21 protein-coding genes are annotated in these 19,425 nt (G+C 69.3%); 12 read left to right on the plus strand and 9 right to left on the minus strand.

Annotated elements, in window-relative coordinates; all coding sequences use genetic code 11:
- The first annotated feature begins 17 nt into the window (after positions 1-17).
- The 6 genes from ACWELJ_RS04055 to ACWELJ_RS04080 all read left to right on the plus strand — a co-directional run bounded on the left by ACWELJ_RS04055 (position 18) and on the right by ACWELJ_RS04080 (position 5,128).
- Positions 18-1,232: an anion permease gene (locus ACWELJ_RS04055; protein ID WP_452364691.1), complete on the plus strand. Its 1,215-nt coding sequence runs from the start codon at positions 18-20 to the stop codon at positions 1,230-1,232.
- 9 nt (positions 1,233-1,241) lie between these two features.
- Entirely contained in the window at positions 1,242-1,511 is a 270-nt protein-coding gene (locus ACWELJ_RS04060; protein WP_452364692.1) for a hypothetical protein, read from the plus strand.
- A gap of 94 nt (positions 1,512-1,605) precedes the next feature.
- A complete protein-coding gene (locus ACWELJ_RS04065; RefSeq protein ID WP_452364724.1) occupies positions 1,606-1,914 on the plus strand; it encodes a DUF3349 domain-containing protein in 309 nt (102 codons plus the stop codon).
- Between the two features lie 58 nt (positions 1,915-1,972).
- Positions 1,973-3,109, plus strand: a complete 1,137-nt coding sequence (menE, locus tag ACWELJ_RS04070; RefSeq protein WP_452364725.1) for an o-succinylbenzoate--CoA ligase — start codon at positions 1,973-1,975, stop codon at positions 3,107-3,109.
- Positions 3,110-3,278: 169 nt separating this feature from the next.
- Entirely contained in the window at positions 3,279-4,292 is a 1,014-nt protein-coding gene (locus ACWELJ_RS04075; protein WP_452364693.1) for an ATP-binding cassette domain-containing protein, read from the plus strand.
- Positions 4,289-5,128: an ABC transporter permease gene (locus tag ACWELJ_RS04080; protein ID WP_452364694.1), complete on the plus strand. Its 840-nt coding sequence runs from the start codon at positions 4,289-4,291 to the stop codon at positions 5,126-5,128. The genes ACWELJ_RS04075 and ACWELJ_RS04080 overlap by 4 nt, the downstream gene beginning before the upstream one ends.
- A gap of 75 nt (positions 5,129-5,203) precedes the next feature.
- On the opposite strand, the gene ACWELJ_RS04085 is transcribed toward ACWELJ_RS04080, so the two are convergent.
- Positions 5,204-8,953, minus strand: a complete 3,750-nt coding sequence (locus tag ACWELJ_RS04085; protein WP_452364695.1) for an AfsR/SARP family transcriptional regulator — start codon at positions 8,951-8,953, stop codon at positions 5,204-5,206.
- 193 nt (positions 8,954-9,146) lie between these two features.
- Here ACWELJ_RS04085 and ACWELJ_RS04090 point away from each other — a divergent pair, with 193 nt between their 5' ends.
- A complete protein-coding gene (locus ACWELJ_RS04090) occupies positions 9,147-10,016 on the plus strand; it encodes a 1,4-dihydroxy-2-naphthoate polyprenyltransferase (protein WP_452364696.1) in 870 nt (289 codons plus the stop codon).
- Positions 10,017-10,039: 23 nt separating this feature from the next.
- On the opposite strand, the gene ACWELJ_RS04095 is transcribed toward ACWELJ_RS04090, so the two are convergent.
- The 4 genes from ACWELJ_RS04095 to ACWELJ_RS04110 all read right to left on the minus strand — a co-directional run bounded on the left by ACWELJ_RS04095 (position 10,040) and on the right by ACWELJ_RS04110 (position 11,623).
- Entirely contained in the window at positions 10,040-10,420 is a 381-nt protein-coding gene (locus ACWELJ_RS04095; RefSeq protein ID WP_452364697.1) for a phage holin family protein, read from the minus strand.
- A gap of 88 nt (positions 10,421-10,508) precedes the next feature.
- Positions 10,509-11,099 (minus strand): Clp protease N-terminal domain-containing protein, encoded by a 591-nt coding sequence (locus ACWELJ_RS04100; RefSeq protein WP_452364698.1) that lies wholly within the window; start codon positions 11,097-11,099, stop codon positions 10,509-10,511.
- Entirely contained in the window at positions 11,099-11,320 is a 222-nt protein-coding gene (locus ACWELJ_RS04105; RefSeq protein ID WP_033089567.1) for a helix-turn-helix domain-containing protein, read from the minus strand. Before ACWELJ_RS04105 ends, ACWELJ_RS04100 begins: the two co-directional genes overlap by 1 nt.
- Positions 11,321-11,389: 69 nt before the next feature.
- Positions 11,390-11,623 carry a hypothetical protein gene (locus tag ACWELJ_RS04110; protein ID WP_452364699.1) on the minus strand — a complete coding sequence of 78 codons (234 nt, stop codon included), beginning with the start codon at positions 11,621-11,623 and terminating at the stop codon, positions 11,390-11,392.
- A gap of 194 nt (positions 11,624-11,817) precedes the next feature.
- On the opposite strand from ACWELJ_RS04110, the gene ACWELJ_RS04115 reads away from it, so the two are divergent.
- Positions 11,818-12,702 carry an MmyB family transcriptional regulator gene (locus ACWELJ_RS04115; RefSeq protein ID WP_452364700.1) on the plus strand — a complete coding sequence of 295 codons (885 nt, stop codon included), beginning with the start codon at positions 11,818-11,820 and terminating at the stop codon, positions 12,700-12,702.
- A 38-nt stretch (positions 12,703-12,740) separates the two neighbouring features.
- Here ACWELJ_RS04115 and ACWELJ_RS04120 read toward each other — a convergent pair whose 3' ends face one another.
- Together ACWELJ_RS04120 and ACWELJ_RS04125 are read right to left on the minus strand one after the other, a co-directional pair.
- Positions 12,741-13,826: a PLP-dependent cysteine synthase family protein gene (locus ACWELJ_RS04120; RefSeq protein ID WP_452364701.1), complete on the minus strand. Its 1,086-nt coding sequence runs from the start codon at positions 13,824-13,826 to the stop codon at positions 12,741-12,743.
- On the minus strand, positions 13,823-14,134 hold the full coding sequence (locus tag ACWELJ_RS04125) for a DUF4229 domain-containing protein (protein ID WP_452364702.1): 312 nt from the start codon (positions 14,132-14,134) through the stop codon (positions 13,823-13,825). The genes ACWELJ_RS04120 and ACWELJ_RS04125 overlap by 4 nt, the downstream gene beginning before the upstream one ends.
- A gap of 253 nt (positions 14,135-14,387) precedes the next feature.
- Here ACWELJ_RS04125 and ACWELJ_RS04130 point away from each other — a divergent pair, with 253 nt between their 5' ends.
- From ACWELJ_RS04130 to ACWELJ_RS04140, 3 genes are all read left to right on the plus strand, one after another.
- On the plus strand, positions 14,388-14,618 hold the full coding sequence (locus ACWELJ_RS04130) for a BldC family transcriptional regulator (protein WP_213559159.1): 231 nt from the start codon (positions 14,388-14,390) through the stop codon (positions 14,616-14,618).
- An 82-nt stretch (positions 14,619-14,700) separates the two neighbouring features.
- Positions 14,701-14,889 (plus strand): hypothetical protein, encoded by a 189-nt coding sequence (locus tag ACWELJ_RS04135; protein ID WP_452364703.1) that lies wholly within the window; start codon positions 14,701-14,703, stop codon positions 14,887-14,889.
- A 172-nt stretch (positions 14,890-15,061) separates the two neighbouring features.
- Positions 15,062-15,262, plus strand: coding sequence for a hypothetical protein (locus ACWELJ_RS04140; RefSeq protein ID WP_452364704.1), 201 nt, complete (start codon positions 15,062-15,064; stop codon positions 15,260-15,262).
- Here ACWELJ_RS04140 and ACWELJ_RS04145 read toward each other — a convergent pair.
- Positions 15,247-17,649, minus strand: coding sequence for an ATP-binding protein (locus ACWELJ_RS04145; RefSeq protein ID WP_452364705.1), 2,403 nt, complete (start codon positions 17,647-17,649; stop codon positions 15,247-15,249). The two genes, ACWELJ_RS04140 and ACWELJ_RS04145, sit on opposite strands and share 16 nt — an antisense overlap.
- A 211-nt stretch (positions 17,650-17,860) precedes the next feature.
- Between ACWELJ_RS04145 and ACWELJ_RS04150 the strand changes: the two genes are divergently transcribed.
- Positions 17,861-18,142, plus strand: coding sequence for a hypothetical protein (locus ACWELJ_RS04150; RefSeq protein WP_452364706.1), 282 nt, complete (start codon positions 17,861-17,863; stop codon positions 18,140-18,142).
- Between the two features lie 89 nt (positions 18,143-18,231).
- On the opposite strand, the gene ACWELJ_RS04155 is transcribed toward ACWELJ_RS04150, so the two are convergent.
- Positions 18,232-19,422 carry a Rieske 2Fe-2S domain-containing protein gene (locus ACWELJ_RS04155; RefSeq protein ID WP_452364707.1) on the minus strand — a complete coding sequence of 397 codons (1,191 nt, stop codon included), beginning with the start codon at positions 19,420-19,422 and terminating at the stop codon, positions 18,232-18,234.
- Positions 19,423-19,425 lie beyond the last annotated feature (3 nt).

Consider the following 19,425-nt stretch of genomic DNA (forward strand, 5'->3'; position numbering starts at 1 on the left):
GACGCAAACTGATCGGTGTGTCTGCCGAACTGCTCGTTCTGCTGATCGTTGTTTGCACAGCCTTGGCGTTCGACTTCACCAACGGATTCCATGACACCGCGAACGCGATGGCTACCTCCATCGCCACCGGGGCGTTGCGGCCGCGTACCGCCGTACTCCTGTCCGGGGCGCTGAATCTCATCGGAGCCTTCCTCAGTGTGGCCGTCGCCGCGACGGTGGCCTCGGGCATCGTCGACCTGTCGGAGGTGAGCGGGCGGGCCCTGCTCGACATCGTCTTCGCGGGTCTGGTCGGCGGCATTCTGTGGAATCTGTTCACCTGGCTGTTGGGTTTGCCGTCCAGTTCCTCGCACGCCCTGTTCGGCGGCATCATCGGCTCGACCCTGGCGGCGCTGGGCCTGCACGGGGTGATCTGGAGCGCGGGCAGCAAAGGCGTGGTCGCCAAGATCATCGTCCCGGCCGTGCTCTCCCCCATCGTGGCCGCGCTGGTCGCCTCCGCCGCCTCCTGGCTGGTGTACCGGATCACCCGCGGCAGCAACGAGAAGACCGTGTCCCGCGGATTCCGCTGGGGTCAGATCGGCACGTCCTCCCTGGTCTCGCTCGCGCACGGCACCAATGACGCGCAGAAGACCATGGGCATCATCTTCCTGGCGCTGATCGCGCACGGTTCGGCCAAGGCCACCGATCCGCTGCCGCTGTGGGTCATCGTGTCGTGCGCGGTCGCCATGGCCGCGGGTACCTGCCTGGGCGGCTGGCGCATCATCCGCACCCTGGGCAAGGGCCTGGTCGACATCGCGCCGCCGCAGGGCTTCGCCGCCGAATCCACCAGTGCGGCGATCATTCTCACCTCGGCCCACTTCGGCCTGCCGCTGTCCACCACGCAGGTGGTGACCGGATCCATCCTCGGCTCCGGTATCGGACGGCCCGGCGCGGAGGTGCGCTGGAACGTGCTCGGCCGGATGGTGGTCGCCTGGGTGCTGACCCTGCCGCTGGCCGGTGTGGTCGGCGCGATCTGCTGGGCCATCCTGCACGGCATCGGCGGCACGGCCGGCGTGCTGGTGGTGTTCGGGCTGCTGATCGCCATGGCCACGCTGATCTGGTTCCGCTCCAAGCGCGCGGCGGTCAACTCGCACAACGTCACCGCCGATTGGGAGGGCGCGCCCGCGCCGGCCGCCCCCGCGGCGCCCGCGTCCGCGCAGCCCCACCGCAATGACGACACCGTCGGCATCGGCTAGGAGACCGCGATGCACACCCTGCTCTCCAACCTCTCCGACCTGTGGCGAGTCGTGCTGGCCGCCATGATCTTCGGGGCCGGGCTGCCCACCGTCTTCGCCGTCGGCATCCGCTGCCGCGCCCACGTGGACGACGGCGCGACCGGCGCCACCCGCACCGCCGCGCTGATCGCCTCCACCGTCTGCTTCGCGGTGGTCATGATCGCGGTGGTGGTCGGTGTGCTCTTCATCGCACGCGGCTTCCTCGCCACCCGACTCGGAATTCACCTGCTCGGCGCGTGACGCCGCCTCATCGAAAGGCACGCTCGTGAGTACCCCCGAACAGCCGACCCCGCACGTCGCCGACCCGGCCGCCGCCGCGCCGCCGCGCCAGAACGTGCTGCAGAAGGTGCTGGACTGGCTCAAAGCGGGATATCCGCAGGGCATCCCACAGTCCGATTACGTGGCGCTGCTGGCCGTCCTGCACCGGCGGCTCACCGACTACGAAGTGCAGCTGGTCGTGGAACGACTGGTCCGGGATCGGGTCGCGACGCCCGATATGGAACGCGAGGACATCGAGCGCGCCGACATCGAGGCGGCCATCGCCCGAGTTGCCAAGGAGCAGCCCGGCGAGGACGATATCGCTCGGGTGGCCTCCAGGCTCGCAGCCGGTGGTTGGCCGCTGGCGACACCGACGTCCGACTGACCGCACTAGACGGAATGACACGATCGCGACCGTGAGCAATACCCTGCGAATTCTTCCCATGCCCACCGGCGCAGCGGTGGGCGAAGTATTGCCGCATCTGCGAGAAGCCTTGGAGGGCAACGGCCCGGCCTGGCTGCCCGTCCCCACCGCCGACCGCCGCGAGACCCAGCGCCTGAGCTCCAGCCTGCGGCCCGGCGAGGCCATCGACGAGGAAGTGGCCCTGGTGGTCACCACCTCCGGCACCACCGGAAACCCCAAGGGCGCCATGCTCACCGCCGCCAATCTGCGGGCCAGCGGCGACGCCACCCACGAACGCCTGGGCGGTCCCGGGCAGTGGCTGCTGGCGCTACCCACCCATCACATCGCGGGCATCCAGGTGCTGCTGCGCAGCATTCTGGCCGGGACCGAACCGACCGTGCTCGACGTCTCCGGCGGCTTCCTGCCCGAAGCCCTGGTCGGCGCCATCGCCGGCATGCGCGGCCCGCGCCGCTACACCTCCCTGGTCCCCACCCAGCTGATCAAGGCCCTCGACGAGCCCGCCGCCACCGCCGCCCTGGCCGGACTCGACGGCGTCCTGGTCGGCGGGGCCGCCACTCCCAAACCCGTGCTGGACCGCGCCCGCGCCGCGGGCATCACCGTCTTCCGCACCTACGGCATGAGCGAGACCTGCGGCGGGTGCGTGTACGAGGGAGTACCGCTGACGGGCACCGAGGTACGCATCGAGGACGGGCGGGTGCTGCTCGGCGGCGACATGATCGCCAAGGGCTACCGCAATATCCCCGACCACCCCGCCTTCGCCGAACCCGGCTGGTTCCGCACCGAGGATGCGGGATTCGTCGAGGACGGCGTGCTCACCATCACCGGCCGCCTCGACGAGGCCATCATGACCGGCGGGCTGCTGGTCATCCCGCAGGTCGTCGAGGCCGTGCTGATCACCCACCCCGCGGTCTCCGAATGCGTGGTCCTCGGCCTGCCCGACGACCGGCTCGGCCAGCGGGTGGCCACCGCCATCGTCCCGGCCCCGGGCGCGGCCGCCCCCACCCTCGACGAACTGCGCGACCACGTGGTCGCCGAACTCGACGCCATCGCCGCCCCGCGCGAGCTCGCGGTGCTCGACGAACTGCCGCTGCGCGGGCCCGGCAAGCCCGACCGCGCCGCGCTGCGCCAACTCCTGCTGGCCGCCTCACCCCACTGAATCTCGGCCGACCCGGGCCCGGCCATCCACCGATGGACGGGCCTTTTCGCTGTTCAGGGCACCCTCGCGACCCCACGCAAGCGGCCCTTGCGTCCGCTCGCGACACCCTTGCGTCCTCGTGCAATCACCGTGCAAGCGGGGTGCAAGGCCCGGTCCGCAAGGTGTAGCCATGACTTCTTACACACCTGCTGAGACGCTCGCCATCGAGGCGGACGGCCTGGTCAAGGTCTTCGGGGAGCAGCGGGCCGTCGACGGCGTCAGTCTCGCGGTGCCGCGGGGGGCCGTCTACGGCGTGCTGGGCCCGAACGGAGCCGGCAAGACCACGACCATCCGCATGCTCGCCACCCTGCTGCGCCCCGACGGCGGCAGCGCCCGCATCTTCGGCCGCGACGTGATGGCCGAACCGACCGCGGTCCGCTCCCTGATCGGGGTGACCGGTCAGTACGCGTCCGTCGACGAAAAGCTCACGGCCACCGAGAATCTGGTGATCTTCTCGCGGCTGCTCGGGCTGTCCCGGGCCGAGTCGCGGCGCAAGTCCGCCGAACTGCTCGAGGAATTCGGCCTCACCGAGGCCGCCGACAAGGCGCTGGAGAACTTCTCCGGCGGCATGCGGCGCCGCCTCGACCTGGCCGCCAGCCTGATCGCCAGGCCGCCGCTGCTGTTCCTCGACGAGCCGACCACCGGCCTGGACCCGCGCACCCGCGCCCAGATGTGGGACACCATCCGCCGGCTCGTGCGCGACGGCTCCACCGTGCTGCTCACCACCCAGTACCTCGACGAGGCCGACCAGCTGGCCGACCGGATCGCGGTCATCGACCGCGGCAAGGTCATCGCCGACGGCACCTCCGACCAGCTCAAGTCCTCGGTCGGCCTATCGGCGCTGCAGCTCACGCTGCCCGACCGCGACCGCATCGAGGAGGCGCGAAACCTGGTGGGCGAGATGCTCTCCCGCGCGGCCGGCCGGATCGTCGAGGCCACCATCACCCCCGAGGCGGGCCGCATCACCGCGCCCCTGCCCGACCCCTCCATCACCACCGACATCCTGATCCGGTTGCGCGAGCACGACATCCGGGTCGACGAGATCAATGTCGCCAAGCCCAGCCTGGACGAAGTGTTCTTCGCACTCACCGGGCACGGCGCCGAGGACGACGACACCACCGACACCGAACGGAGCGCGGCATGACCACGACTCTCACCGCCCCCGCGGGGCGGCACGCGGCCACGGCCGCGCCCATTCCCGAAGTCTCCAACCACATCCCGTTCCGGCAGACCGTGGCGAACTCGCTCACCATGGCCTACCGCGGGATCGTCAAGATCAAGCACAATCCCGAGCAGCTGTTCGACGTCACCGTGCAGCCGATCCTGTTCACCGCGCTGTTCGCCTACATCTTCGGCGGCGCCATCGGCGGCAACGTGCACGACTACCTGCCGATCCTGATCCCCGGCATCCTGGTCCAGACCGTGGTGCTGACCTCCGTCGTCACCGGCACCCAGCTGCGGGAGGACATGGACAAGGGTGTGTTCGACCGCTTCAAGTCCCTGCCCATCGCCCGCATCTCGGCGCTGGCCGGCGCGCTCATCGCCGATATGGTCCGCTACGGGCTGGCCACCACGCTGACCATCGGCATGGGCCTGATCCTCGGTTACCGTCCGGCCGGCGGCGTCACCGGTGTGGTGGTGGCCGGACTGGTCGTGGTGTTCTGCTCCTTCGCGATCAGCTGGATCTGGGCGCTGATCGGCATCACCGGCAAGAGCGCGCCCGCGGTCCAGGGCATGTCCATGATGATCATGTTCCCGCTGACCTTCATGTCCGGCGCCTTCGCCCAGGTGTCCACCATGCCCGGCTGGCTGCAGGGCATCAACAAGGCCAACCCCGTGTACTACATGGTCGAGGCCGCCCGCGAGCTGATGAACGGCAACGTCTACAGCTCGAACCTGGCCTGGTCGCTGATCGGCTCGATCGTGGTCATCCTGGTCTTCGCACCGCTCGCGGTGCGGGCCTACATGCGCCGCGCCTGACCCGCACGTCGAACGCCCGCTCACCGAAAACCTCGGTGAGCGGGCGTTTTTCGTCGGTCCCGAGATCGGCGGGCGTCAGCGCACGGGGCCCAGCCCGCGCAGCGACTCCAGGATCCGCTCGGCGGCCTCGCGACGGCCCAGCCCCGCCACTGCCCGCAGCGCCTCGTCCACCCGCGCCTCGCCCACCCGGGACCGGTGCAGCTCGAGGTGCCGGGTCCAGCGCATGGACGGATAGTCCTGGCGGCCGAACACCCGCGACGACACCACCAGCAGATCCAGCCCGCGATCGACATCCGTGCCGGTCGCCACCAGGAAACTGCCGATCGCGCAGGCGACCGAACCCAGCTGCGGCAGATCCCAGTACTGGCCCAGCTTCACCACCGCGATGCCGCTCAGCTCCTCGACGACGGTCCGCATCTGCTCGGGGTGGCCGTGCAGGACGTGCGCGTCGATGCACACCGCGGCCAGGATCATGTCGCCCGGGCCGGGCACGGTCGCGCCGGTGGGCCAGGCCAGCAGGGGCAGCACCTGCCGGAAGCGGCGCAGCGCCGTCTCGGTATCGCCCTCGGCCAGTTCGACTTCCGCGAGCGCGGCCGCCACCACCGCCAGACGGTGATTGGGCTGGGTCACCACGGCGTCGGGCGCCGGGAGGCCGCCGTACAGGCCGCGCACCGGCTCCAGCGCCTGCCGGGCCGCCGCCGGTTCGTCCGCGCCGGCCAGCGCCACCGCCAGATAGCTGCGGATCTCGACGCTCTCGTCCCAGGCCCGGAACTCCTCCATCAGCTCGACCGTCCGGCGGTAGTACCCGACCGCCGTCGGGTAGTTGCCGGACTGACCGTGCAGACTGCCCAGGTGCTGGTAGGTCATGGCCGCGCCCCACACGTCGTGGTCGCCGTTGATGCGCATGGCGGTCTCGGCGTCACGGATCGAACCGTGCACGATGCCGTTGTTCTCACACATGTTGGCGCGCAACAACAATGCCGTGACCTGAATCGAGCGGTCGCTCGACCGCGCGCCGTACGCCAGCCGCCGGGCCAGCTGCACGGTGGTGCGGGACCGGGTCACCACTTCGCCGAGGAAGCGGAACACCGGGCTCATCGGCGCGCCGGAGGCCAGCGTGCGCCGGATCCAGCCGCGGACGGTCGCCACATCGCGCAGCCGCGGGTCACCGAACAGCATGTGCAGGCCCAGCATGTAATTGCCCAGCAGCTGCAGATCGGTCTCCGCCTCGAACTCCGGGCGCACCCGCGGTGGCACCGTCATGATGCGGCGCGACCAGCTGATCAATTCCATGTGCGCGCCGCGCAGCACCCACAGTCCGGCCAGCACCGGGAAGACCGCGTGCACCACCACCGAATCGCGGCGGTCGAGGGCGTCGCGCAGCACCGCGACCAGGTTGTCCTGCTCGTCGCCGAGCGCCAGCACCGCCGAAATCTGTTCGGGCGTCTGATATCTCACGACCGTGTCGAGGGCGAACTCCCGCGCCCACGCCGACATCCGGTCCATCACCAGCGCGGCCTCGCCGGTCAGCCCGATCTGCTCCTCGCCGAACTCGCGCACGGTTTCCAGCATCCGATAGCGGGTGCCGCCCTGCTCGTCCTCCAGCACGGTCAGCAGGGACTGGCTCACCAGGCCGTCGACCGCCGCGGGGACATCGCCGATCTCGGGATCGGTCAGCACGGTCTCGGCCGCGGCGAGGGTGAATCCCGCGGGGAATCGGCACAATCGGCGCAGCGCCACCCGCTGCGGTTCGTCGAGCAGGTTCCAGCTCCACTCGATCACCGCGTACAGGGTGCGGTGCCGCTGGGGCGAACTGCGATCACCGCTGCGCAGCAGGGCGAAACGGTGATCCAGGCGGGAATCGATCTCCTCCACGCTCATCGTCCGCACCCGCGCCGCCGCCAATTCGATGGCCAGCGGCAGACCGTCCAGGGTGCGGCAGAGCCGGGCCACCACCTCCGGGTCCAAGCGCACCGACGGGCGCACCGAGCGGGCGCGGGCCTCGAACAGTTCGGTGGCGGGCGAGCCGGCCGGGTCGATCGTCAACGGCGGCAGCGGATACACGGCCTCGGCGGTGATCTCGAGCGGCGCGCGGCTGGTGGTCAGCACCGTGAGCTGATCGCTGGCCCCGGCCAGGTCCGCGACCACCTCGGCGACCGCCTCGATGAGGTGCTCGCAATTGTCGAGAATGAGCAGGGTCGGCCGCACCGCCAGCGCCTCGTGCAACCGCTGACGGATATCGCGGCCGCGCTGCTGGCGCAGCAGCATGTTCGTCTCACGACCGGCATCGGCCACCCCGAGGGTGGCGGCGATCGCGACCTCGATCTCGGCGCGAGTATCGGCGGCGCTCTCCGGATCGGCGCGCAGCGACGCCAATTCCACCAGCGCCACCGCGGTGTCGTGGGCCAGCCGCGCGCCCAGTTCATTGGCGACCCGGGTCTTTCCGGTGCCGCCGGGGCCGAGCACCGTGGTCACCCGGGAGGTGCGGACCAGCTGCTCGAGCCGCTCCAGATCCGATTCGCGGCCCAGCAAGGGATTCGGCGCGACGCGCAAGCCGATGGCGGTGTCCCCCACCGGTTCCCGCGCGCCCGCCGCGTGCTGTGCGACCAGTACCCGGCGCAGGGAACGCACCTGCCCGGCGGTGACGGACGTATCGGTCAGCGTCGAATCCGCCTGCGCGCGAACCGCGATCGGCCCGGTGCCATGACCGTTCCGGCGAGCGACCCGGTCCGGGTCCGCAGGATCGACGGCCCCGCGCGCCGCCTCGGAATCCGGTCCCGCAGGACGACCCGTGCCCGCTTCGTAGGCCCGACCGGCCGCGTGGCCGTGGCCCGCTGGATGGTCCCGGCCCGCCGCGTACCCGTGGCCCGCCGAATAATCCTGACCCGTCGGCCCGCGCCGGCCGGCCGGATCGCTGTCGTCTGCCGGATAGCCCTGGTCTGCCGGATGGCCCTGAACCGCAATGATTCTCGTGTCCGCGCCGCCGTAGGTCGGAGTGGCGCTCCGCGGGGCGGCGGGCGCGCCGGGGAGTGGTTCACCGCGCAGGATGGCGGTGTTCAGCGCCACCAGCGCGGGGCCCGGGTCCGCGCCGAGCTGGTCGACCAGCCGGGTGCGGAGAGTGGCGAAGACGTCGAGGGCCTCGTTGACGCGGCCCGCGGTGGCGAGCAGGCGCATGAGCGTGGCGTGCGCGGGCTCGTCGAAGGGGTCGGCGGCCACGGCGTGCTGGGCCAGTTCGATGGCGGCGGGCAGGTCGCCGATGGTCTCGCGGGCGGTCAGTTCCAGTGTGTCGAGGGCGCGGCGGCGGGTCGCGGCCTGGGTGGCCAGGTCCTCGGCGACCGGTCCGGGCGGCAGGTCAGCGCCGGGTTCGCCACGCCACAGGGCGCGGGCGGCGGCCAGTAGTTCCAGGCAGGCGGCGTGGTCGCCGGCGGTATGGGCGTGGCGGGCGCGCCGTTCCAGCGACTGCGCCAGGCTCAGGTCGACCTGTTCCGCGGTGAGCATGAGCCGGTACCCGGCCGGACCTATCTCGAGCACACCGTCGGGCAGCGCCGAACGCAGCCGTGAGACCTGCGTATGCAGGGCGTTCATCGGCGCGCGCGGCGGATCCTCGCCCCACACCTCGCCGATCAGGGCCTGAGCGCTGCGGCTGCGGCCGGGGTGCACGGCCAGGGCCGCCACCAGCAGCCGGGCCCGGGCTCCGGGTACAGCGGTGAGCGCGCCGTCGCGGCGCAGGGCGATCTCACCCAGCAAGGCCACCAGGATCGAGTCGCCCACACCCGCCACCCGCGCGCTGCCCGCGCCGCTCGAACTGCCTTTTTCCGAATTCATTCCCAACCAATCGTAGGTGAGCGACCCGGCCGCCGCCGGACGCGCCGGGCCGCCCGCGCGGGTACCGGCTTACCCGAATCACCGGAGTCGCGGCCACCGGTTTTGCCGACGGTCGGCCGCCGCCGAGGCGTGAGCCACACCGCCACCGAACTGGGCGGGCACGGCCCGCGCCCCTCGCACTAGGCTGCGGTGCATGGCTACAGCAGCACAGTGGATCGAGGGCGCGCGGCCGCGCACCCTTCCGAACGCCATCGCCCCGGTGCTGGCCGGGACCGGCGCCGCGGCCTCGATCGGCGGGTTCGTGTGGTGGAAAGCGGTGCTGTGCCTGCTGCTTTCGGTGGCGCTCATCATCGGCGTCAACTACGCCAACGACTACTCCGACGGGATTCGCGGCACCGACGACGAGCGGGTCGGCCCGCTGCGGCTGGTCGGCTCCCGACTCGCGAGCCCGGCCGCGGTGCGCAATGCCGCCGTCGCCTGCCTCACCATCGGCGCGATCATCGGGCTGGTGCTGGTGTTCACCACCGCCTGGTGGCTGATCCTGGTCGGCGCGGCTTGCCTGGCCGGGGCCTGGTTCTACACCGGCGGCCGGAACCCGTACGGGTACAGCGGCTTCGGTGAGATCGCGGTATTCGTCTTCTTCGGCCTGGTCGCGGTGCTGGGCACCGAGTTCGTGCAGGCCGGGCGGGTCGACTGGGCCGGACTGGTGTGCGCGGTCTCGGTCGGCGCGTTCTCCAGCGCGGTGCTGGTCACCAATAACCTGCGCGATATCCCCACCGACACCGAATCGGGCAAGCTCACCCTGGCCGTGCGGCTGGGCGACGCCCGCACCCGCACCCTGCACCAGGTACTGATCCTGGTCCCGTTCCTGGCGCTGGCCCTGCTGGCCTGGCGCAGTCCGTGGACACTGGCCGCGCTGGTCGCGCTGCCGCCGGCGGTCAAGGCCAACGAGCCGGTCCGGTCCGGCGCGAACGGGCCGGGATTGATTCCCGCCCTCGCCGGAACCGGTCAGGCGATGCTGGTCTGGTCGATCGTGGTGGCCGCCGCGCTGGCCATCGGCTAGCCCGCGCGGACGACCGGTGGAGCTCAGTCCTCGTCGGGGACGAGAACGCCGAGCACCCAGTTCACCAGCGAGATGATGAGGCCGCCGAGCACCGCGGCCCAGAATCCGTCCACCCGCAGGCCGTACTCCGTGGTCTCGGTGATCTTCGCGGTCAGCCACAGCATCAGCGCGTTGATCACCAGCAGGAACAATCCCAGCGACACCACGATGAAGGGGAACGAGAGCACCTTCACGATCGGTTTCACGAGCGCGTTCACGATGGCGAACACCACTGTGATGGCCGCGATCACCAGGATCTTGCTCTGCGTGGTGTCCTCGGGGGTCTTGATATGGATATCCGTCACCCAAGCGGAGGCCAGCCAGATGGCCACCCCGTTGATCAGCAGACGTATCAGTAGCGTCATGCCCCGATCGTAGGGCGAGATCGCCGCGCGGGCCGGATATCGCGAACCGGCCGGACCGTCGCATCATCGAAACCCGCGCGGCGCCGGATCAGGCCGCGCGATCCAGGTAGCCCGACACCCCGTCACGCAGCGCCCGCACCGCGTCGTCGTCGCCGAGCAGGCGGCGGGTGACGGCATTGGGCGCGCGCAGCACCGCCAGCAGCATGTGCCCGGCCTCGATGCGGTCGTCCTTGCGCGACAGCGCTTCCCGCAGCGAGAGTTCGACGATCTTCTTGGCGTCCTTGGTGAAAGGGATGTGGCCGCGCGGGCCGCCTTCGGCGCCCCAGTACTTGCGCCAACGCGAGCTCTCCTCGGGCACGTCCGCCCGGTCGAGGGCGTTCTCGCCGAAGGTGGCCTCCAGGCTCTCGCGGACGACGTCGAGGTCGATGCCGATCGAGCGCAGCGCCTCGGCGTCCTCCGCGCCCAGCGGCTCGCCGGTCCGCTTGCGGGCCAGCGCCTCTCGCACACCGTCGGCGGTGAGGCCGTGCGCCGCAAGGATTTCCCGCAGGCCGTCGTCGGGGCAGGCCAGCAGGCCCAGCAGCATGTGCTCGACCTCGATGGTCGACGAGCACAGATCCCGGGCTTCCTCCTGCGCCATGACGACCGCGGTGCGGGCGGGTTTGGCGAATCGTTCGAACATCAGCGGATACCGCCCTTCCGGTTGTACTTCTGGTGGACCGCCTGCCGGCTGACCTCGAGCGCGTCGGCGATGGCCTGCCAGGACCAGCCCTGCTTGCGGGCGTTGGTGACCTGGATGGCCTCGAGTCGCTCGAGCAACCGGCGCAGTGCGAGCACCGCGCGGAGCCCGACCTGGGGGTCGGGGCTGCCGGCGGCGGCCGCCAGAGTCGTTGCTTCACTCATGAGTGTCAATTTACGTTGACACTCGCGGCGCGTCAACGAAAATTGACATCCGGAAGGGGGCGTTCGCCGTCAGCGGAAGGGGACGAAGGGGGCGTAGTCGCGCACGCAGCCGTCGGTCCAGTCCCACAGCTCGTCAGGGTCGGCCGGGACGCCGTTCTGCAGTCGCAGGTGCCAGCCGCCGGGCACCTTCTCCCACAGATCGCCGTCGCGGTCCTTGTAGAGCCCGTACTCGGACGGCTCCCAGGCGTTGATCCGCGTGCTGCGCTGCGTGGTGATGGCGCCGCCTCGCGCCGACGAGATCACCCATGGCCCGAATGTGACATTCACATCTCCGGCCGACCGCGGTTGCTGCCCCAACTCGACTCCCCATTTGTTGTTGTTTCAAACTATTGGAGCAGAACGGACTGCCCGGACCCCCGTCCAGCGGGGACCACACGGGTATCCGTCGGCAACCGCGCGTGTAACTGACGGCCATACAAGTAAGGTCTGCCTAAGTAATGGATGGAGTACCTACGTTCGGCGAGTACATTCGCCAGCGCCGCACCACCGCGAATCTCACGCGCCCCCAACTGGCCTGGCTGGCCAACCTCTCGGTGCCCTACCTGACCAAGATCGAAGGCGGCGCCAACCCCTCGCGACGGGTCATCGAATCACTGGCGACCGCGCTCAAACTGACACCGGTCGACTTCGAGTACGCGCTCGTGCTCGCCGAGGGTCCGCTGCCGCGCATCGAACCCGACCTGCCGACCGCGGCCGACCTGGACTACCTGGACCTGCTCAACCCCGGCATCGGCGCGTACGTCAGCGGGCTGTGGGACATCCTCGCCGTCAACGCCGCGCACCAGGAGTTCTTCCCGGAGCTGCTGGCCGGAACCAACTACCTGGAATGGCTGGTCTTCAATCCGATCTCCCGGACCGTCATGGTGAACTGGGACAACGAGGTTCGCATGGCGGTCGGCCGCTTCCGCATGCAACTCGCCCGCACCTGCGAGGAGGAGCGCGGGACCGAGATCCTCGAACACTGCCTGGCGGATCCGGATTTCGCCCTGCTGTGGCATTCCGACACGGTCGCGGTCGAACGCGGGGATCTCACCAAGTTGGTGCGGGATCCGCGCACACTGGCCATTACCGAGATGCGGATCAATATGTGGCGCACCCAATCCACGTTGCATTCGTGGCTGATGGTGATGGGCACGGTGGTCGATCGGCCCACCGCGGTGACCCGTCCGGTGGTGCGTCAGCGCCCCGAAACGTCAAGGGCTATTAACACTTCCGAGGGTGGCGTCACCCCGCCGAGACGCGCGAAAAACGTTGCGCCGGGTAAAGATCCGATGCCCACGACGCCGTTACAGCAACTCGATAGCAAACTTACTGATCGGTGACCAACCGATATCGGCCGACCTGTCGTGCCGTGCGAAAACTAGCCGGACCAAGTACCGGTGGCGATGAATTCGGTCAGCACCGCGGTCGGCTCGGCCAAGCTCAGCCCCTGGTCGGCAACCCAATCGTCATTGAAATAGGTTCCGGCATAACGGTCTCCGCCGTCACAGAGCAGGGTCACCACACTGCCGGTACGGTTCGCGGCGACCATCTCGGCAATCAGGGCAAAGGCGCCCCACAGATTGGTGCCCGTGGAGCCGCCCACCCGCCGGCCCAGTACCGCGCTCGCGTGCCGCGTGGTCGCCACCGAGGCCGCGTCGGGCACCTCGATCATGCAGTCCACCACGGTCGGAATGAACGACGGTTCCACCCGCGGCCGCCCGATGCCCTCGATCCGGGACGGCATGCCGGTCTGATAACCCAGGTCGTCGAGCTCGTAACCGCCGTAGAACGCCGAGTTCTCCGGATCCACCACGGCCAGCCGGGTCTCGTGCCGCTTGTAGCGCAGGTAGCGGCCGATGGTCGCGCCGGTACCGCCGGTCCCCGCGCCCACCACCACCCACTCCGGCACCGGATGGGTCTCCAGGGTCATCTGCTGGAAGATGGATTCCGCGATGTTGTTGTTGCCGCGCCAGTCGGTGGCGCGCTCGGCATTGGTGAACTGGTCCATGTAGTGGCCGCCGGTCTCGGCCGCCAATCGCGCTGCCTCGGTATAGATGTCGGGGGCGCGTTCGACCAGGTGACAGCGTCCACCCTGGGCCTCGATCAGGGCCAGCTTCTCCGGTGACGTCTTCGCCGGCACCACGGCCACGAAGTCCAGGCCCAGCATCTTGGCGAAGTAGGCCTCGCTGATCGCGGTCGATCCCGACGACGCCTCCACCACCGTGGTGCCCTCGGTGACCCAGCCGTTGCAGATGGCGTAGAGGAACAGCGATCTCGCCAGCCGATGCTTGAGACTGCCCGTCGGATGGGTGGATTCATCCTTCAGATACAGCTGAACGCCCCATTCCGGGGGCAGCGGGTAGCGCAGCAAATGCGTGTCGGCACTGCGCTGGGAGTCCGCGTCGATGAGCCGGACGGCATTGTCCACCCAGTCCCGGGGTGCGCTGCGATCGCAGCGCTTCACTGCTCGCCCTTGCCCTGCAGCCTCGAGCGCAGCTGGTCGCGGTCCGCGCGGCGCTTGGCGTCCACGGCGGCGATGTCCCGGTTCACCTGGGTGCGCAGCTTCTTGAACAGCACCAGCGACAGCGGCATGGCGATGAGCAGCGCGAACAGCAGGGCGACGATGAGGGGGATGGACACCTGCACCGCCGCGGCGACGCCCATGATGATCGCGGTGATGACGGCGACCAGCCCGAGCCGGGCCACCGTGTAGAGGGCCAGATTGCGCGCCAGGCTGCGGCCCGCACCGTCGGGTCGGGATGCTTCACTCACGCGGTCCAGACTAGGGGACGACGGATCGGGAAACGGCTGCGGCCCTCGTCCGCCCAGGTCAGACAGGCCAACCGGTCTGTATGTCGCTAGCCGTTCGCTGCGGCACGGCCAAACGTGACCGTAAACACATAACGGATATCCGTTTTGTCTATTACTTCCTCTTTACCAAAGCGAGACCGTTCGAACACCCGGGGGGTGCAGTGCAACGATGTCGCTACTGATGAGGGATCTGTCGAAACGGAAAGGTTTGCGAATGACTGCGTTCACCGCGGCGAGCCGCGCATTGGGTTCCGTCACCGGTCAGGACACCCTGCTCACCCCAGGCCAAGTCGCTGCCATGTTCCATGTCGATCCGAAGACCGTGACCCGGTGGGCTCACGCGGGTCGGCTCGGCTCCCTGCGGACTCCCGGCGGTCACCGCCGGTTCCGGGAGTCGGAAGTTCTGCAACTCCTGCGGTCCCTCACCACCGAGGCCCGCGTGTAGCACCGATTTTCACCGATTAACCCCCGCTTCACGTGCCGCGGGTACGCACTCGGATTACCCTCGTTGTCAGGAGGTGAGCGACGTGGCGTACCTGTTGGCACTCATCGCGGTAGTGACGATCGCGATGCTGTGCTGGAAGGCCTTCGGACCTCAGCGATCGGCCGGCACTGGCCCAGCATCCGCTCGGCGCGACCGCGTTATCGGTCCCGAAGACGATCCGGATTTCCTCGCCAGGCTCTCCCGGGAGCATCGCGACGGCGAATCCACCTGATTCACCGAAGTTCCGCCAATGCAGTAGCCATAGCGATATATGTGACCGTCCCCCGTGGAACCGCTTCGGCGCAGCCCACGGGGGATCGTCGTTTTTCCGGGTCCGGTCCGCGCCGCACGCGCGCATACTGGGGCAGTCCGGTTCCACAGCGGGGCCCATCCGGAGGTGCCTGATGGAGCGTGAACAGAACCTGTCGCAGGATGCCCGGCGCAAAGCCGGAGACCAACGGGCCGCCGCACGGCGAGCCGAACGGCACGGGCAACTTTCGGACATGCACCAGATCCGTGAGGAATCGGGCGCGGATTACGAGCCGCTGACCCGGGGCGAAGTGCGCATGGTCGACGTCGAACTCGGGGACTACGAGCCCGGCTGAGCAAACCGCGAGCCGCCACGGATCCGGAGCGCGTGATCGGTGGCGAACCACGCCGCCACCTCGGCGCGGCCACTCGCCCCGAGCTTGTTGACGATGTTGTGCACGTGCACCTCGGCCGTCCGCTCCGCTATCCCGAGCGCACGCGCGATCTGACGGTTCGTCCGGCCGCGCGCGACCAGCGCCGCCACCTCGCGCTCGCGCCTGGTGAGCAGCTGTTTCTCGGCGGCGCGCGGACCCGGGACGTCGAGATCGTCGAGCACCTCGGCGATGAATCCGAAGGCGTCGGACCGCACCCGGTCCGCCCCGATCCGGCGGTACTCGGCGAACGCGTCCGGACCGAGCGCGTCGGTCGCCTTGCCCAGCGGCTGTGCCAGCCACCGCGTTCCGAACGGAACCGTTCTGGTGCCCATCGTCGAGGCGAGTGCCTCAGCGGCACCGAGCAATTCGGCCGCGCGGGAGATCTCGGAACCGCTCGCCGCGATGACCGAAGCCACCAACAGGCCGACACCGACCCCGTACAGCCCGCCGACCTCGAGGAAGGAGACCAGGCAGGCCCGGGCTTCGGCGGTGGCCTCGTCGACCCGATCGGTTCGCCAGGCGGCGGCCGCCCGGATCAGCGCCGCCCAGCCCAAGGCTTCCCGGTCGCCGACCGCCCGCATGATCCGCTCACCCGCTTCCGCATCGCGGCCGGCGGCGCGGTACTGCTCCTTCCCGAGCTCGACACCCGCCAGCATGACCAGGCCCCAGCCGTAGGCCAGGCCTCCGGTCTCATCGCTCGCCGAAATGCGGGTGAGGGACTCGCGGATCAGCCGTTCCGCCAGCGTCAGATCGTCGCCGAAGGCGGCCGTCAGTCCCCGGTACTGCAATGCGCGCGCCAGACCGCGATCGTCGCCGAGCCCGCGGAACACCTCGATCGCGCGATCGAGCGCGGTCGCCGCGACCGCGGGGTCACCGTGGATCATCGCCAGGTCACCGACCCCGACCTGAGCCCAGGCGGTGAATCGATCGTCGACCTCACCCGGCATCGCGAGGGCCGTCGCGAGCCACCGCAGGCCCTCCTGGAAATGATCATGAATCTGCCAGAAGTGCGCCAGGGCGCCGGCCAGCCGGACCGCGGTCTCGGCATCACCGGATTCGATGCTGAAGGACAGCGCCGCGCGCAGGTCCGGGTGCTGAGCCTCCAGCCGGTTCGCCCACATCTTGTCCGCGGGGGTGCGGAGCGCAGCCCCGGCTCGTTCGGCGAGATCGCGACAGTAGGACGCGTGCACGCGTCGCAGTCCACCGAGCTCTCCCGATTCGCGCAGGTGTTCGCGGCCATAGGTTCTCAGCGTCTCCAGCAGCCGATACGGGACCGGTCCCGCGTTGGGATCGAACGCGACCAGCGACTTGGCGACAAGGTTCGCCAGACGTCCCGCGCAGTCCCCGTCCGGCCGCCCGCAGCAGACCTCGTCGATCTCCTCGATACCGAAGCTGCCCGCGAAGATCGCGAGCCGGTCGAACAGCTGCCGCTCGGCCGGACGCAGCAGTCGGTAACTCCAGTCCAGGGCGTCGGTGAGCGTTCGGTGATGTCGGATCCCGGCCCGGTTTCCCCTGGTCAGAAGCCCGAACCGATCATCCATCTGCGCCGCGATCGCCTCGACATCGAGCGACGCGGCCCGCGACGCGGCCAGCTCGATCGCCAGGGGCAGGCCGTCGAGATGGCGGCAGATCCGCGCGGCCGCGAGCGCGGTGGCCGGGGTCGTGGCCAGGTCCGGCCGCACCGCTCGCGCGCGCTCGAAGAACAGCGAAACGCTTTCCGCGCGAGCCACGACCGCCGGATCTCGATCACCGGCGGCCGACGGCAGAGCGAGGCCCTCGACGCGCAGCACACCCTCGCCGGGAATCTCGATGAGCTCCCGGCTGGTGGCCAGAATCCGCAGCCGTCCACAGCGCTCGAGCAACTGTGTCACCGCGGTCGCGACCGATTCGATGACGTGTTCGCAATTGTCGAGCACGATCAGCGCGGCGGACGCCGCGAGCCGGACGGCCAGGGAGTCGGTGAACGAATGCTCCCGATGCTCCGGCACGCCGACGGCCGCGGCGATCGCGCGCGGTACGAGTGCGGGATCGCTGATCGAGGCGAGTTCGACCAGCCAGCAGCCGTCCACGAAATCATCGCTGCGCGCCAGCGCCACCTCGAGCGCGAGCCGGCTCTTGCCGGCGCCGCCCGTCCCCGTGATGGTGACGAATCGATATGTCCGGAACAGCTCCTGGAGCTTCACGAGGTCGGTGTGACGCCCGACGAAGCTCGACAAGGGCATCGGAAGGTTGTTCAGCGGAGGGGAGAGCTCCCAGTCGCCAGGCGTCACTGCCGACAGCTGAACGATTTCGCGCATGGCCTCGGCCATTCGCTCATGCTCACCCTGCTGGAGGTCCACGTCAAGAACTGGCCGTGTGCCCGGGAACTAAGTGGTTTCCGCAATAGCGAGCCGGTGCGCCCCGGGCTGATTCTGATCCCGAGAGTTGAGCGCAGCCGGCGCTCACGATGGCATCGACGATACTGAGGTGAGAACAATGTCCTGGGCCAGCACACATCGATGGTGGGAAGCAGTGCGGGAGGTGGCTGAGGAAATCGAACGCCACGGGGATGGCCAATTGCCCTGGCGTCCAGAGTATGCCGGAGTGTTCGGCGACCCCGACGGACTGATCGCGGCGCTTCGCTACCGCTGGAACCTGACAATGCAGGCACAGGCGGACGAATGGGCCGGCGCGGACAGTGACGCGGACATACGCGCACTGATCGACGCCAATCGAGGGGTACTGCACCTGTTGCGGGCGGTCGAACGCGGCGTAGCGGTAACGGTCCCCGCGGCGGTGGTGCCCGAGCCGACCGCGGCGTGAATCCGTTTGCGGGACAGCCGCGATCGGGGCGGGACCGCGAACCGCCGCCCCTCGGGGAGGAGAGGTGCGGCAGTGCCGCACCTGCTCCCTCAGTGACTGACGGCGTCCTCCTCCGCCTTGCGGCGCAGGTTCTCGGCGACCTCGGCCTCCCAGGCCTCGTTGGCCTTGGTGGTGTCGACCTCGAATTCGAAGCGCTGCACCGACTTCGGGTCGATGTCGGCGACGTCCACGTAGAACTGGTCGTACCAGCGGCGCAGCTGGTAGACCGGGCCGTCCTCCTCGGTCAGCAGCGGGTTCTCGATCTTGGACTTGTGCTTCCAGATCTCGACGTCCTGCAGGAAGCCGTCGCCGATGCCCTTGGTCATCTTCTTGGCGATCTTGTCGGCCTGCTCGTCGTTCACACCCTGCGGCTTGCGCACCGACATGCCGTACTGCAGCACGAAGGCGTCCTGCGAGATCGGGTAGTGGCAGTTGATCAGCACCGTCTCGAGCTCGAAGCCGCTGTAGTTGTTGATCAGCGGATTGACCATGTACGACGGGCCGAAGTACGAGGCCACCGACTTCAGGGTGGAGTCGCCGCCGTACTGGGTGGCCATGCCCTTGTCCGGGCGGGCCGTCGAGTCCAGGTACTGGGTCGCGATGTGGCCCTCGAAGACGTTCTTGAAGTACGTCGGGTACGCGTAGTGGATGTAGAAGAAGTGGGCCATGTCGACCACGTTGTCGATGATCTCGCGGCAGTTGGAGCCCTCGATGATCATGGACTCCCAGGTCCAGTCGGTCCAGCCGTCGCCGATCGTCTCCAGGCCGTTGCCCTCGGCGTCGGTGAACGGGCCCTCGATGTAGGGGATGGTCACCTCGTCGGTGGGCGGGTTGCCCTCGTGGTCGTGCCACACGAACAGCTGGCCGTTGCGCTCCAAGGTGATCCACGAGCGCGTGCGCGCCAGCGGCGGCACCCGGCGGGCGTACGGAATGCCGGTGCACTTGCCGTTGCCGCCCCAGCGCCAGTCGTGGAACGGGCAGGCGATGGAGTCGCCCTTGACCTCACCCATGCTCAGGTCGCCGCCGAGGTGGCGGCAGTACGAGTCGAGCACGTGCAGTTCGTTCTTGCTGTCGGCGAAGATCACCAGCTTGGTCCCGAAGGCCGAAACCTGGTGCGGCTTCCCGTCACGGAACGTGCCGGCCAGTCCGAGGCAGTGCCATCCCCGCGCGTACCGCGTGGGCGCCTCGCCCACATCGATCTCGCGCACTTTGCGAACCCGGCCCTCCGGCGCCACTGCCATCTC

This window comes from Nocardia sp. NPDC004582, from assembly GCF_053602115.1.

Bases quoted from the DNA above. Each gene is read 5' to 3' on its own strand.
- ACWELJ_RS04095 (WP_452364697.1), bottom strand. From the start codon at position 10,420: ATGACGCTACTGATACGTCTGCTGATCAACGGGGTGGCCATCTGGCTG.
- ACWELJ_RS04115 (WP_452364700.1), top strand. From the start codon at position 11,818: ATGGATGGAGTACCTACGTTCGGCGAGTACATTCGCCAGCGCCGCACC.
- ACWELJ_RS04105 (WP_033089567.1), bottom strand. From the start codon at position 11,320: ATGAGTGAAGCAACGACTCTGGCGGCCGCCGCCGGCAGCCCCGACCCC.
- ACWELJ_RS04075 (WP_452364693.1), top strand. From the start codon at position 3,279: ATGACTTCTTACACACCTGCTGAGACGCTCGCCATCGAGGCGGACGGC.
- ACWELJ_RS04060 (WP_452364692.1), top strand. From the start codon at position 1,242: ATGCACACCCTGCTCTCCAACCTCTCCGACCTGTGGCGAGTCGTGCTG.
- ACWELJ_RS04155 (WP_452364707.1), bottom strand. From the start codon at position 19,422: ATGGCAGTGGCGCCGGAGGGCCGGGTTCGCAAAGTGCGCGAGATCGAT.
- menE (WP_452364725.1), top strand. From the start codon at position 1,973: ATGCCCACCGGCGCAGCGGTGGGCGAAGTATTGCCGCATCTGCGAGAA.
- ACWELJ_RS04145 (WP_452364705.1), bottom strand. From the start codon at position 17,649: ATGGCCGAGGCCATGCGCGAAATCGTTCAGCTGTCGGCAGTGACGCCT.
- ACWELJ_RS04100 (WP_452364698.1), bottom strand. From the start codon at position 11,099: ATGTTCGAACGATTCGCCAAACCCGCCCGCACCGCGGTCGTCATGGCG.
- ACWELJ_RS04080 (WP_452364694.1), top strand. From the start codon at position 4,289: ATGACCACGACTCTCACCGCCCCCGCGGGGCGGCACGCGGCCACGGCC.
- ACWELJ_RS04085 (WP_452364695.1), bottom strand. From the start codon at position 8,953: ATGAATTCGGAAAAAGGCAGTTCGAGCGGCGCGGGCAGCGCGCGGGTG.
- ACWELJ_RS04130 (WP_213559159.1), top strand. From the start codon at position 14,388: ATGACTGCGTTCACCGCGGCGAGCCGCGCATTGGGTTCCGTCACCGGT.
- ACWELJ_RS04090 (WP_452364696.1), top strand. From the start codon at position 9,147: ATGGCTACAGCAGCACAGTGGATCGAGGGCGCGCGGCCGCGCACCCTT.
- ACWELJ_RS04140 (WP_452364704.1), top strand. From the start codon at position 15,062: ATGGAGCGTGAACAGAACCTGTCGCAGGATGCCCGGCGCAAAGCCGGA.